Annotated in this window: 11 protein-coding genes and 1 pseudogene; 4 read left to right on the plus strand and 8 right to left on the minus strand. The window is 61.2% G+C overall.

Annotated elements, in window-relative coordinates:
* The first annotated feature begins 16 nt into the window (after positions 1-16).
* From ACYQ47_RS03175 to ACYQ47_RS03185, 3 genes are read left to right on the plus strand one after another with little or no spacing between them, the layout of a single operon-like run.
* Positions 17-982: a VOC family protein gene (locus tag ACYQ47_RS03175; RefSeq protein ID WP_459904436.1), complete on the plus strand. Its 966-nt coding sequence runs from the start codon at positions 17-19 to the stop codon at positions 980-982.
* Positions 975-2,210, plus strand: coding sequence for an NAD(P)/FAD-dependent oxidoreductase (locus tag ACYQ47_RS03180; protein ID WP_250467022.1), 1,236 nt, complete (start codon positions 975-977; stop codon positions 2,208-2,210). Before ACYQ47_RS03175 ends, ACYQ47_RS03180 begins: the two co-directional genes overlap by 8 nt.
* A gap of 40 nt (positions 2,211-2,250) precedes the next feature.
* Positions 2,251-3,681, plus strand: coding sequence for an MFS transporter (locus ACYQ47_RS03185; protein WP_404989423.1), 1,431 nt, complete (start codon positions 2,251-2,253; stop codon positions 3,679-3,681).
* Between the two features lie 102 nt (positions 3,682-3,783).
* Here the strand turns inward: ACYQ47_RS03185 and ACYQ47_RS03190 are convergent, their stop codons facing one another.
* Positions 3,784-4,017, minus strand: a complete 234-nt coding sequence (locus tag ACYQ47_RS03190) for a hypothetical protein (RefSeq protein WP_250467024.1) — start codon at positions 4,015-4,017, stop codon at positions 3,784-3,786.
* A 401-nt stretch (positions 4,018-4,418) separates the two neighbouring features.
* On the opposite strand from ACYQ47_RS03190, the pseudogene ACYQ47_RS03195 reads away from it, so the two are divergent.
* Positions 4,419-6,051: pseudogene (locus tag ACYQ47_RS03195) on the plus strand (ABC transporter substrate-binding protein).
* 1 nt (position 6,052) lies between these two features.
* Here the strand turns inward: ACYQ47_RS03195 and ACYQ47_RS03200 are convergent.
* The 7 genes from ACYQ47_RS03200 to mtnA form a co-directional block, all read right to left on the minus strand.
* Complete coding sequence (locus tag ACYQ47_RS03200; protein ID WP_459904437.1) at positions 6,053-6,679, minus strand: DAK2 domain-containing protein; 627 nt, start codon at positions 6,677-6,679, stop codon at positions 6,053-6,055.
* A 12-nt stretch (positions 6,680-6,691) separates the two neighbouring features.
* A complete protein-coding gene (locus ACYQ47_RS03205; protein ID WP_250467029.1) occupies positions 6,692-7,702 on the minus strand; it encodes a dihydroxyacetone kinase subunit DhaK in 1,011 nt (336 codons plus the stop codon).
* Between the two features lie 41 nt (positions 7,703-7,743).
* Positions 7,744-8,745 carry an ABC transporter permease gene (locus ACYQ47_RS03210; RefSeq protein WP_250467031.1) on the minus strand — a complete coding sequence of 334 codons (1,002 nt, stop codon included), beginning with the start codon at positions 8,743-8,745 and terminating at the stop codon, positions 7,744-7,746.
* Positions 8,742-10,286, minus strand: coding sequence for a sugar ABC transporter ATP-binding protein (locus ACYQ47_RS03215; protein WP_459904438.1), 1,545 nt, complete (start codon positions 10,284-10,286; stop codon positions 8,742-8,744). Before ACYQ47_RS03215 ends, ACYQ47_RS03210 begins: the two co-directional genes overlap by 4 nt.
* Before the next feature lie 74 nt (positions 10,287-10,360).
* Entirely contained in the window at positions 10,361-11,473 is a 1,113-nt protein-coding gene (locus ACYQ47_RS03220) for a sugar ABC transporter substrate-binding protein (RefSeq protein WP_459904439.1), read from the minus strand.
* A gap of 64 nt (positions 11,474-11,537) precedes the next feature.
* Positions 11,538-12,209: an L-fuculose-phosphate aldolase gene (locus tag ACYQ47_RS03225; RefSeq protein WP_459904440.1), complete on the minus strand. Its 672-nt coding sequence runs from the start codon at positions 12,207-12,209 to the stop codon at positions 11,538-11,540.
* Positions 12,206-13,285 carry an S-methyl-5-thioribose-1-phosphate isomerase gene (gene mtnA, locus ACYQ47_RS03230; protein WP_459904441.1) on the minus strand — a complete coding sequence of 360 codons (1,080 nt, stop codon included), beginning with the start codon at positions 13,283-13,285 and terminating at the stop codon, positions 12,206-12,208. The genes ACYQ47_RS03225 and mtnA overlap by 4 nt, the downstream gene beginning before the upstream one ends.
* Positions 13,286-13,300 lie beyond the last annotated feature (15 nt).

Genomic DNA, 13,300 nt, shown 5'->3' on the forward strand with positions numbered 1-13,300 from the left:
AACTGAAGAGGCGGCTATGACCATCCTTGGCATTGAAAGCATCACTTACGGCGTGAACGATCTCGACACCTGCCGGCGCTTTTTCGCGGATTGGGGTCTGCGCGAAGTCGCCCACGACGAGACGCGCGCGCGCTTCGAAACGCTCAACGGTTGCGCCGTGCAACTCGCGCTCGCCGACGACCCCGCGTTGCCGCCCGCCTTCGAAGCCGGTCCAACGCTGCGCGAAGTGACCTGGGGCGTCGCCACGCGCGAGGAGTTCGACGCATTGCGCACACGCTTCGCGGGTCAGCCGGGTCACTTCGAGACCGATGACGCGGTCGGCTGTATCGACCCGAACGGCATGTCGATACGCGTGGTCGTCACGACCAAACGCGCGCTCGACGTGAAGGGTTCGCCTTCGAACGTGTGGGGACAGACGCTGCGTGTCGATACACCGAGCCCCGTCTACGATCGCGCCGAACCCGTGGAAGTGGGACACGTCGTGTTCTTCACGAACTGCGTGGCCGAGCAGGAGAAGTTCTATCACGAGCTGCTCGGCTTCGAGACCTCCGATCGTTACCCGGGTCGCGGCGCGTTCATGCGTTGCGCGCCGCACGGCGGGCACCACGACATCTTTCTTCTGCAATTGCCCGATGGCAAACGCGGCCTGAATCACGTCGCCTTCACCGTTCGCGACATCCACGAAGTCTTCGGCGGCGGCCTGCATATCAGCCGCTGCGGCTGGGCCACGCAGCTTGGACCGGGGCGGCATCCGGTTTCATCGGCGTACTTTTGGTACTTCAAAAATCCGGCGGGCGGTCTCATCGAGTATTACGCCGATGAAGACATGCTCACGCCCGAATGGCAGCCGCGCGATTTCGAGCCAGGTCCGACGGTCTTCGCCGAATGGGCCGTGGATGGCGGGCTGGACGGCCACACGCGCCGTCAGAAGGACGCGAAGGCGCCGGAAGGCAAGTTCATGACGGAGCGTAAAAATGGCTGATTCGAACGTGCTCGACGCGCCACGCACCGTGGTCGTCATCGGTGGCGGACAGGCGGCCGGCTGGATCGTCAGGACCTTGCGCAAGGAAGGCTTCGATGGCCGGCTCGTGATGATCGCCGATGAAATCCATCTGCCGTACGAGCGTCCGCCGCTTTCGAAGGCCGTGCTCTCGGGCGATGCGGACATAAGCACCGTGCGTCTCGTCGATCACGATGCCTTCGCTTCGCTCGATGTCGAAGCGTGGCAGCCGGAATGCGCGGCATCGATCGATCGCGAAGCGCGCGTCGTGCGGACGGCGAGCGGCCGCGAAGTGCATTACGACCGCCTGGTGATCGCGACCGGCGGCGCGGCACGCCGTCTGCCGGACGCGCTGGTGAAGACCTCGCATCTTGCCTACTTGCGCACACTCGACGACGCCGTCGCGCTCGGCACGCGTATGCGCGAGTCGCATGGCAAGCGCCTGCTCGTGATCGGCGGCGGCTGGATCGGTCTCGAAGTGGCGGCGACCGCGCGCAAGCTCGGCGTCGATGTGACGGTGATCGAAGGTGCGTCGCGTCTATGCGCGCGCTCGGTGCCCGAAGCGGTATCGGCGTTTCTGTTGCGTCTGCATCGCGATAACGGTGTCGACGTGCGTTTGAATGCATCGCTCGTATCGCTGGACGATCATGCAGGCGGCGTGCGCGCGCATCTCGCCGATGGCAGCACGCTAGACGCCAATTTTGCGGTAGCGGGCATCGGCCTGAATCCGCACACGGCGCTTGCCGAACATGCGGGTTTGGACGTGAACGATGGCATCGTCGTCGACGAATTCGGCGCCACGTCGGACGCTTGCGTGTTCGCTTGCGGAGATGTCGCCAATCATCCAAATGCGTGGCTCAAGCGTCGCGTGCGGCTCGAATCGTGGGCCAATGCGCAAAATCAGGCTATTGCCACGGCACGCGCCGTACTCGGGGTGCGCGCGCCGTATGCGGAAATTCCGTGGTTCTGGTCGGATCAATTCGACGTCAATCTGCAGATTCTCGGCGATATCGCGCCCGGCTACACACATGTCGTACGTGGCGATCTCGAAGCGCGCCGAGCTTCGCTCTTCTTCTTCGATGGCGACGCGCTGCGCGGCGTGATTGCGATCAACGCGGCGCGCGATCTCAAGGTCGCGAAGAAATGGATGAGCCAGGGACGCGCGGTGGACCTCGCCGCCCTCGCCGACACCGCGAAAGCGCTCGCCTGAGACAACCATCACCCCTTTACCGAATCACCCAGGAGCAGGCATGAGGACCATGGGCAATACGGTCGCCGAGCACGGCGGCACCGCCACCACTGCCGAGGGCGCGGCCGCAGCCGCCGCTTCCCCGGTGACGAAAGGATCGATTATCGCGCGCATCGAGAGGCTGCCCGCCAATGCGATGCAGGTGCGCGCCCGGATTCTGATCGGCGCGGCGACTTTTTTCGATGGCTTCGATGTCATCGTCATTGCGGCCACGTTGCCGCTTCTGATACAGAAGTGGGGGCTGACGCCGGGGCAAGTGGGCTTTCTGATTGCGTCGGGATCGATCGGGCAACTCGTAGGCGCGTTCCTGTTTCCATCGCTCGCGGAACGTTACGGGCGTGTGCGTTCCATTGCGTGGAGCTCGGGCATCATCGGGCTGACCAGTATCGCGTGCGGCTTCGCGCCTTCGTTCGCGGTGTTCGTGGCGTTGCGTATCGTGCAGGGGCTGGGATTGGGCGGCGAATTGCCGGTGGCGGCGACCTACATCAACGAGATCACGCGTGCGCATGGACGCGGACGTTTCGTGCTGTTGTACGAGATCGTGTTTCCCATCGGACTATTGGCATCGAACGGGCTTGGCGCGTGGATCGTGCCGCGCTTCGGCTGGGAAGCGATGTATATCATCGGCGGCGTGCCGCTCGTGCTGTTCTTCCTGTTGCGCACGCTGGTGCCGGAATCGCCGCGCTGGCTCTCGGAACGCGGCCGCATGCGCGAAGCGAGCGATGCGCTCGGCGCCTTCGAGGCCTCGGTGAAAGGCCCGTTGCCGCCGCTTGGCAACGTCGCCGAATTCGATGCCATGGCGCTGCGCCATCCGAAGCGCCGCCGTCTCGATCTGATCGGCCCGGCGTATCTAAAACGCACCATCGCGGTCGCGATGTTATGGATGACGTGCGGGGTGATTCAGTACGGTCTCTCGACGTGGCTGCCTACCATCTACAAGACGGTTTATCACGCACCGCTGCAACTCGCGTTGAACCTGGCCGTCGCGGCTTCCGTGCTCGGCGTGATCGGCTCGCTCACCTGCGCGTTGATCGTCGACAAGGTTGGGCGCAAGCCGGTCATCAACTGGTCGTTCGTTCTGTGCTCGATTTCACTGGTGCTTGCGGGCGTGTTCCAGCATGAATCCGTCTACGTGGTCGCGACGTTCTGCGCGCTTGGGCTTGGATTCATGGCGTGCGGCTTCATCACCGCTTATGTCTATACGCCGGAACTGTATCCGACCAGCATCCGCGCATTCGGCTGCGGACTTGGCGGCGCATGGCTCAAGGTGGCTGCGATCTTCGCGCCGGCGCTCGTCGGCAAGACGCTGCTCGGCGGCCAAATGGACCTCGCCTTCTATGCGCTCGGCGCGGTGCCGTTGCTGGCTGCGCTGGCGGTGCATTTCCTCGGAATCGAAACCAAGGGCCAGGTGCTGGAGCAGTTGGAGGCGTGAGGCGCTCAGGCGGCGGTCATTGGCTTGAGATTCGCCACGGATTCCAACGCCCGCCAGTCGGTGAAACGAATCAACGGCCGCAGATGGAAGCGGCCGTTGCGTTTAATCGTCGAACCAGCAGTGCTCGTTCGGATCGACGCTCAGAAAATCGATCATATCCCTCAGGAAATCCAGTTCAAGCGCTTCGAACTCGCGCGTGCCTGCTGCGACGTCGTCGGGATTGAGCTTGCCTCGCGCCTTTCGCAGCGCGGCGACAGCTAAAGCGACGGATTGAGTATTCCCGTGCAAGGCGCTGCCGGGAGCGAATGGGAGAGAGGTTTTTGAGTTCATGTTCACGATTACGGCAGGCTCGCGTGAAACGTGAGGCCTGTTTTCTAGAAAGCGCTGATTTTTTACGGCACCCGATGCGTAAGCCTAACTTGGCGCGCATCGTCGGCTCTACTTGCTTGCGTTCGACGCGACGGTTTCTTCGCCAAAGGCCGCATCTGCTTCAATAGATGAAGCTTTGATGGTGACACAGATAATTCACTCACGTTCTACAACGTAAACCGATAAAAAAATTATCTCTCGTCGGTCGATATTAGACATTAGTTTTATTATGTTGGACGCTCGGCTATAAATCCGAGCAGCGACACCACTTCCCGATCAGCGCGTCACGCAATTACGCTCGACGACTTAGAAGCCAATCCCTTGCTAAAGTACGCCTCATCCACTCATCTCCATCCCAGCGAGGCACAATGGTTAAAGCTCCGACTCGAAGAAGCGCACGCGCTCTGTGCGGTTTTGCCGTCTCCCTTCTCGCCGCGTTCATCGCCACGCCGCAGACCGCATCGGCTCAAAGCAAGACCCTCGTCTTCTGTTCCGAAGGCAGCCCCGCCGGATTCGATGCCGCCCAGTTCACCACCAGCACCGACTTCGACGCCAGCGCGCATGCCGTCTACGACACGTTGGTCGAATTCAAACGCGGCACGCTCGACCTGACGCCAGGCCTCGCCGAAAAGTGGGACGAGTCGCCCGATGCCAAGACCTTCACCTTCCATCTACGACGCGGCGTGAAATTCCAGTCGACATCGTGGTTCAAGCCCACGCGTGATTTCAACGCCGACGATGTAGTCTTCACGTTCAAACGCATGATCGACCCGAACGACCCGTTCCAGAAGGCGCACCCGGTGAGCTTTCCGTATTTGACCGATCTCGGCTACGACAAGAACATCGCATCGGTCGAGAAGCTCGACGACAACACCGTGCGCTTCACACTAAAGACGGCCGATGTCGTTTTCGTGCGCAACATCGCCATGGAGTTCGCGTCCATTCTTTTCCGCCGAATATGCCGCGCAATTGCTCAAGGAAGGCCGGCCGGAGGACATGAATCAGAAGCCTGTCGGCACCGGCGCTTTCGTGTTCCGCGATTATCAAAAGGACGCGACCATTCGTTACGACGCGAACCCAAGCTATTGGAATCGCAAGGACGTGCATATCGACAAGCTCGTCTTCTCGATCACGCCCGATGCCGCCGTGCGCGAACAAAAGCTCGCGAGCGGCGAGTGCCAACTCACCTCGTTTGCGCGCCCTGCCGATATCGTCGAGGCGAAAAAAAATCCGAAGCTCACGGTGTTGTCGGGCGTGGGCTTCAACGTTGCCTATGTGGGCTACAACACGACTCACAAGCCGCTCGACAACGTGACGGTGCGCCGCGCGCTGGACATGGCGATCGACAAGCAGGCGATCATCAAGACCGTCTACGAAGGCGCGGCCACGCTGGCCACGAACCCGATGCCGCCTTCGCAATGGTCGTATAACAAGGCGCTGAAAGACGCACCGCACGATCCCGCGAAGGCGCGCGAGTTGTTGAAGCAAGCGGGCTTTCCCGATGGCTTCACCATTACGCTATGGGCCATGCCCGTGCAGCGCGGCTATAACCCGAACGCGCGACTGATGGCGCAACTGATCCAATCGGATTGGGCGAAGATCGGCGTAAAGGCGAATATCGTCAGCTACGAATGGGCCGAATATAACAAGCGCGCAAAGACCAATGGCGAGCACGACGCCATTCTCTACGGCTGGCTAGGCGATAACGGCGACCCCGACAACTGGCTCGGCACCACGTTGGGCTGCGATGCAGTGCATGGCAGCAACATGGCGAAATGGTGCAACAAGCAGTTCGACGATCTCTTGGCTAAGGCGCGCCTCATAACAGATCAAAGCGCGCGCACGAAGCTTTATGAAGAAGCGCAAGTCGTCTTCAAGGATCAGGTGCCGTACACACCGCTTGCGCACGCCAATACGTTTCAGCCGATCTCGAAACGCGTGCACGGCTATCTGATCAGTCCGCTTGGAGGCCATCGTTTCGACGGCATCACGCTGGATTGATTCAACTGGCGACCGCTTCGCGCAAGGCCTGCAAAAAGCGCACATAAGCGGTCGCACCAGGGTCAGCGTGGCCGATGCTGCGTTCTTGCACCCACGCCGCGCGACCCTTTTGCGATTGCTTCGAGGCCGTAGCCGTTACCTGCGCTTGCGCAGTCGCGATCATGGCATCGAGCAACTCAGTCGCGCTGCCTTGCAATGCTTCGAGCGTATCGAGACTCGGCACGAGTGCATCGAGCACGGTCTTGTCGCCGACCTGACTCTTGCCACGTTCGATGATGCGCGCAGCCACCGCGCGTCCGATGCCAAGCGCCTCGTCGCGGCTCACCGTGTCCTTGCCGTTCATCGCCTTGCCTGCCGCGAGCAAGCCGCCGCCGACGAGCGCTGCAAACGTAGATGGATTCGCTGTCGAGAACGCCTTGCCCGCAGCGAACAATACGTCGGTAAGCGAGGCGTCATCGTTCAAAGCGGCAAGCGCCTTCACGATGGCAATGGACCCTGATTGCACCGTGATGCCGAGATCGCCGTCGCCCAAAGCGGCGTCGAGGTCGCGTAACTCGTCGGCATGCGCCGGCAGCGCGCTTAGCGCACGCGTCAAGATAGCGCGCAGTTCCTGGTTCGATACGCTCATCGCGCACTCCTCTTACGATGCGGTGCCATCGCGGAAAAATGGCGAACTCGCGGGCGCTTCGAGCAGCGCTTCGAGTTCGTCGTCGAGCAGCATCACCGTGATCGATGCCCCCGCCATTTCCAGACTCGTTACGTATTCGCCGACATACGAGCGCGCTATTTTCAGGCCCTGATCGGCGATGAGTTGCGAGGAACGGCGATACAGCAAATACAGTTCTTCGAGCGGCGTCGCGCCGAGGCCGTTCACGAGTATCGCGAGCTTCGATCCCTTAGGCGCGTTCAGATCGCCGAGAATCTGACCGATAAGCCGCTCGGCGATGGCATCGGCCGTTTCGAGCTTGCCGCGATGCGTTCCCGGTTCGCCATGAATGCCGATACCGATTTCCATCTCGCCATCGGGCAATGTGAAGGTCGGCTTGCCTGCCGCAGGCAGTATCGTCGGCGAGAGGCCCACACCCATGGTCCGGCAATGGGCATTCGCCTTGGCGCAAATGCGCGTGACCTCATCGAGCGAATCGCCGCGTTCAGCGGCGGCGCCCGCGCATTTGAACGCGAACAACATGCCCGCGACGCCGCGCCTGTCGGCCGCACGTTCCTTCGGCGCGGATGCTACATCGTCGGTCAACACCACTGTCTTGATGTCGATGCCTTCGGGTTCGGCCAAGTCGGCGGCAAGGTCGAAATTCAGGACGTCGCCGCCATAGTTGCCGTATACGTAAAGCACGCCCGCGCCGCCATCCACTGCCTTGGTCGCTTCGAATATCTGTTCCGCCGAGGGCGATGAAAACACGTTGCCCACGGCCACGCCACTGCAAAGCCCCACGCCGACGTACCCGAGAAAGCCGGGCAAATGCCCCGAGCCGCCGCCTGTCACGATTCCCACTCTGCCTTCCTTGGGCGCGTCCTTGCGCACGAGCGCGCGTTTGTCGTCCGTCGCGCTCTTGATCCACGCGGGATGAGCGATAAGCAAAGCCTCGATGATTTCATCGACGAAGACATCGGGCTGGTTAATGATTTTCTTCATGTTGTGCTCCTCCGGTTTTAGGGTGCGTTGCAAGAACACGTCTAACGCTTGCGCCGCTGACTAAGCGCGTCGAGCAAGACAGCCGCGAAAATGACCCCACCTTGAATGAATTGCGTCCAGAAGGGATTCACGCCGAGTAGCGACAAACCCACGTTGATCACGCCGATCAGCACGACGCCGATAAAGGTGCCCACGATCGAGCCACGTCCACCCGCAAGCGATGTCCCGCCAATCACGATAGCGGCGATCACCTGCAATTCGAGTCCGTTGGCCGCGGACGGCAAGGCGGAATTGAGCCGTCCGGCAAGCACGATCCCAGCGATGGCAGCAGTTACGCCGGCCAGCATGTAGGTGAAGAAAACCACGCGGCGCACGGGAATACCGGCAAGACGCGCGGCTTCCTGATTGCCGCCGACTGCAAAGACCTGATGCCCGAACGTGGTCTTGCGCAAGAGCACATGGCCTATGGCGAAGATCACGAGCATGACGATCATCGGCATGGGCAAGCCCGCGACGGTCTTCGCGCCGAAGGCCGTGAAGGCGGTGGGGAAATCGAACTTCGTGCGACCATCGGAAATGGCGAGCGTGAGGCCGCGCGCCATGGCCATCATCGCGAGCGTGACGATGAAGGGCACGAGGCGCAACCACGACACGGCAAGGCCGTTGAGCGCGCCTGCCGTGGCCCCGACCGCAATTGCGACGCATAACCCTCCAACGCCGAGACCGACGGCGCCTGGGCTCGATCCTGCCATGACCGTGGCCGCGACCATGCCGCTCAACGCAACGAGCGATCCGACCGACAGATCGATCCCCGACGTGATGATGACGAACGTGCCGCCTACCGCCGCAATGCCCACCACCGAGACCTGCACCATGATGTTGGTGAGCGTGCTGGTCGTCAGAAACTCGGGCGATGCAATCGACAAGGCGATGCAGATGATGACGAGTGCGGCAAACAATGGCCCGATGCCGCTCCTCAGTTGGCGAATCACGCGGCGCGAGAGCGCCTCCGAGTCCTCGCGGTTGGCTGCCGTGGAGGTCATGCGCCTGCTCCTGTTGTAGCCCATTGAATGACAGTTTCAGAGTCCGCTTTGTCGCGCGGTAGCTCCGTCACGATGCTGCCGCGATACATCACGAGCACGCGATCCGACATGCCGAGCAACTCCGGCAACTCGGAACTCACCATGACGACCGCTGCGCCCGCACGCGCCATCGACACCATGTGTGCGTAGATTTCGGTCTTCGCACCCACGTCGATGCCGCGTGTGGGTTCATCGAGCATGATGACCACGGGTGCGGTCGCCGTTGCGCGGCCAAGAATGACTTTCTGCTGATTGCCGCCGGAAAGCGTGCCGGTGATCTGCAACACCGAAGACGAGCGAACGCCGAAGCGCGTGCTTGCTTCCTGCGCCAGCTTGCGTTTCTTGGCGCGGCTCACGAAGCCGCCGCTCGCAAGCGCTTTAAGGCTCGACAGTGCGATGTTCTCTTCGATGTTGGCATCGAGCACGAGCCCTTCGAGCTTGCGGTCCTCCGAGGTATAAACGAGGCCGTGACGCACGCCTTGAGTGGGCGAATGATTCGTGACCTTCTTGCCCTTCACGAAAATCTCGCCACCGGTTGCGGGCAGCGCGCCAAAGATCGTCTTGAGCAATTCGGTGCGTCCTGCCCCGGCAATGCCCGCTATGCCCAGGATTTCGCCCGAGCGTACCGTAAAGCTCGCATTGCGAAGCAACGGCGCGCTAGCGAGATTGCGCACTTCGAGCACGACATCGCCATAAGGACGCGGCTCCCACGGATAGAACGATTCGAGATTGCGCGCGACCATTGCCTGCACGAGTTCGGCTTCGGTCCATTGCGACATCGGACGCGCGCCAACCGTCGCGCCATCGCGCATGACGACGGCGGAATCGGCGAGTTCGAACACCTCTTCCAGATGATGCGAAATGAAGATGATGCCCATGCCCGAGGCACGCAGCCGCCGCACCACGGCATAAAGATTGGCGATGTCCTGGCTCTGCAGCGCGGCCGTGGGTTCGTCCATGACGAGAATTCGGGCATCGCGCGCCACGGCTTTTGCTACTTCCACGAGCTGCCTCTTGTTGAGCGGCAGGTCGCCGAGGCGCATCCACGGCGGCACGTTGTCGAGTCCCACGCGATCCAGCGCTTCGCGCGCAAGCTGGTTGGCCTCGCGTTGCTTGACGAAGCCGTTCTTTGCAGGCATGCGGCCAAGGAATAAATTTTCCGCGACCGTCATGTCGTTGATCAACGAGAGCTCCTGATAAATCACGGCCACGCCTGCATCGATCGCCGCGTTGGTGCCGCGCGCAAGCGGTACGCCGTCGATCTCGATCGTGCCTTCGTCCGGCTCATACGCGCCAGACAAGGTCTTCACGAGCGACGATTTGCCCGCGCCATTCTCGCCGACAATAGCGAGCACATGGCCCGTTCGCAGTTCGAGGCTGACGCCGCGCAGCGCCTTGACGCCAGGAAAGCTCTTGACGATGCCTTGCATGCGCAATAGCGGCGCGGACGCTTTGAGCGGCGCCTGCGCTTGCGCTTCCGTTTCGACTGTCATGTCGTGCATTCCGTTAGCGGGCAACGCGCTAGAGCTCAAACGCTTGAACGCTTGAAGTCTTAAGCGTGTGCCCGCGGCTTGCCTTACTGTTTGACTTCCTCTGACCACAGCCCGTACTTCTTGGTCTCATCCGAATCGATATTCGATTTGTCGATGAGTAAAGTCGGCCAGGCATAATTCGCCGGAACGTCCTTCTTGGCGTTGTAGTCCGCGATGAACTGCAGCGACTTGGCGGCCATCTGAATGGGGTTCTGCGAGATGGTCGCGTCCTGCTTGCCCGAGCGAATGGCGGAAAGCGCCTGCGCCGTGCCATCCGCGCCGATCACGAGAATGTGCGCTTTATCGCCGAGCGGCTTATAGCGGCCCGCATTGTCGATAGCCTTTTCCGCACCCACGGTGTTGTCGTCGTTGGCGCCGAATACAGCGTCGATTTGCGGATATTTCTGCAGGATATTGGTCATCGCGTTAAGCGACTTCTCCTGATCGAATGCGCCTTCCTGACGCGCAACCACCTTGATGTCGGGATACTTCGCCATTTCGTCGCTAAAGCCTTTCTCACGGTCGGTGGCGGCGGTCGTGCCGACAAGGCCGATCAAATCCACCACGTTCCCTTTAGCCGAACCGTAGCGTTTGGTCAGTTGATCGGCAATCCACTTGGCGCCGGTTTGACCGAGCGCGACGTTATCCGACGCAACGAACGAAGTCACCTTGCCGCCATCCGACCCACGATCGAGCGTGAAGACCGGAATGTTCATCGAGTTGGCTTTCTCGACAGCCGGAATGATGGCCTTGGAGTCGATAGGATTCAGCACGAGGGCAGTCACGCCTTGACTCAGCAAGTTGATGGCGTCGTTGACCTGCTGTTGCGCGTCGCCATTGGCATTGGTCTGGACGAGATCGAAGCCTTGCTCCTTGGCGCCCTTCTCCACGCCGGCCTTGAGCCCGACAAAGAACGCATTGTTAAGCGTTGCAATCGAAAAGCCTATTTTCGCCTTGCCGCCCGCGGCAGCGGCCGGCGCCGGTGCGCTTGCGGGAGCGCTCGCGGCTTCGCTCGAACTCGCGCCCGAACTGCTGGCGGCCGAACTGTTGTCGCTCTTGGAACAACCGCTAAGCGCGGCCGCCGCGCATAAAAAAACCGCGCCGGTCGATTTGCCGAACGTGCCCCATCCGTCGAATCTTGCTGAATTCCAGGCCATAGCTGTCTCCGTTGTAGGATTTATTCATTACGATGCAAACGACTATTTCCTCAAGGCAAGCGCGCTAAGAATCCTTCTTGTCGCGTCGGCCATAAGTCTTGAACTTCTCCAACACTTCATCCATCTGCTCCTCCGAAAGAAGCGGCGGAGCACCCAACTGACAGGCGAGAAGATATTGCTTGGCAAGCACTTCCACTTCATGCGCGAGCCACACGGCGCGCGCAAGATCGGTGCCGAGCGCGATCACACCATGATGCGCGAGCAGACACGCACGCCGGTTCAGAAGCGCGGCTAAAGCGTGATCGGAAAGAGTTTGCGTGCCAAAGAGCGCATAAGGCGCGCAGCGAATGGAATGTCCGCCGGCGGCCGCGACCATGTAGTGCACAGCGGGAATATCGCGTCCATGAATGGCAAGCGCCGTGGCCGCTATGGAATGCGTATGCACGACCGCGTGCATGTCTTGCCGTGCTCGAAGAATGTCGCGATGAATGCGCCATTCCGAAGACGGGCGAGCCGTGCGCAGCACGCTCGCGTCGTCACTGACATCTAACGGCAGCCACACCATCATGTCTTCGTGCATTTCACGCGCAGGAACGCCGCTGGGCGTGATGAGAAAGCCGTCGTTGAAGCGCGCGCTGACGTTACCCGAGGTTCCCTGATTGATGCCGAGCCGCTCCATTTCGAGCGAGGTCTCGACAATACTCCGGCGCAGCGCGCCTTCATCCACCGCGCTCATGCGGCATTACCTTCGGCTGCGAAGAAACCACGCAACGAACGTTCGAAAGGCGCTTTCACGATACCGCGCTCCGTGATGAAGCCCGTGACGAGTTCATGCGGCGTGACATCGAATGCGGGATTGCGCGCGTTGATGGCACGCGGCGCAATAGGTTGCCCTGCAAGCGATGTCACCTCTTCTTCGCGACGTTCTTCTATCTCGATCTGCGCGCCGGTCGGTGTGCGGAAGTCCAGTGTGGACGAAGGACAAGCCACGTAGAACGGTATGCCGTAGTAATTCGCTGCGATGGCCACGCTCAGTGTGCCGATCTTGTTGGCGAAGTCGCCATTTGCCGCAACCCGGTCCGTGCCGACGATCACGAGGTCCACCAGTCCATGCGACATGATCGACGCGGCCGCGCTATCCACGATCAGCGTTACATCCACGCCCGCCTGCTGCAGTTCGAACACGGTCAGGCGCGCGCCTTGCAAAAGCGGCCGCGTCTCGTCCGCGAACACCTTGAACGCAATGCCTTCGCGATGTGCGGCATAGATCGGCGCGGTGGCCGTGCCTAAGCCTGTGGTGGCAAGCGCACCTGCATTGCAATGCGTGAGCACGCCGCTGCCCGGTTCGATAAGCGGCAGACCATGCATGCCGATACCTTCGCATAGCGCCTGATCTTCCGCATGAATCTGTTTGGCCTCATCCACCAAAGCTTCGTAAAGCGCCTTCGAGTCGCTTGCGTTGCATGCGCGCGCGCATTGCAGCATGCGTCTCAATCCCCAACTCAGATTCACCGCCGTGGGGCGCGCGGTATCGAGCCAGCCCGCGCGCCGTTCAAGCTCGGCACGAAATTGCGTCAAGGGCAAGTCGCGCGCGTCCTGCATGGCGACGCACAATCCGTATGCTGCCGCGACGCCGATGGCGGGCGCACCCCGCACGCGTAATTCGTGAATGGCTCGCCAGACGGCGGCTGCATCGGCGACATGCTCCACCACGATTTCATGCGGCAGGCGCGTCTGATCGAGCAGCAGGAGATCGCCATCGCACCATTCGATCGTCGGGGCAAGCGTGGGGAACAAGGACTGCGCAACCATGGAAGCTCCGAGTGG

This window comes from Caballeronia sp. HLA56 (genome assembly GCF_054655155.1).

What these genes read in the sequence shown, in the direction of transcription:
- ACYQ47_RS03220 (WP_459904439.1), bottom strand. Translation starts at nt 11,473, where the DNA reads ATGGCCTGGAATTCAGCAAGATTCGACGGATGGGGCACGTTCGGCAAA.
- ACYQ47_RS03215 (WP_459904438.1), bottom strand. Translation starts at nt 10,286, where the DNA reads ATGCACGACATGACAGTCGAAACGGAAGCGCAAGCGCAGGCGCCGCTC.
- ACYQ47_RS03175 (WP_459904436.1), top strand. Translation starts at nt 17, where the DNA reads ATGACCATCCTTGGCATTGAAAGCATCACTTACGGCGTGAACGATCTC.
- ACYQ47_RS03200 (WP_459904437.1), bottom strand. Translation starts at nt 6,679, where the DNA reads ATGAGCGTATCGAACCAGGAACTGCGCGCTATCTTGACGCGTGCGCTA.
- mtnA (WP_459904441.1), bottom strand. Translation starts at nt 13,285, where the DNA reads ATGGTTGCGCAGTCCTTGTTCCCCACGCTTGCCCCGACGATCGAATGG.
- ACYQ47_RS03225 (WP_459904440.1), bottom strand. Translation starts at nt 12,209, where the DNA reads ATGAGCGCGGTGGATGAAGGCGCGCTGCGCCGGAGTATTGTCGAGACC.
- ACYQ47_RS03210 (WP_250467031.1), bottom strand. Translation starts at nt 8,745, where the DNA reads ATGACCTCCACGGCAGCCAACCGCGAGGACTCGGAGGCGCTCTCGCGC.
- ACYQ47_RS03180 (WP_250467022.1), top strand. Translation starts at nt 975, where the DNA reads ATGGCTGATTCGAACGTGCTCGACGCGCCACGCACCGTGGTCGTCATC.
- ACYQ47_RS03205 (WP_250467029.1), bottom strand. Translation starts at nt 7,702, where the DNA reads ATGAAGAAAATCATTAACCAGCCCGATGTCTTCGTCGATGAAATCATC.
- ACYQ47_RS03185 (WP_404989423.1), top strand. Translation starts at nt 2,251, where the DNA reads ATGAGGACCATGGGCAATACGGTCGCCGAGCACGGCGGCACCGCCACC.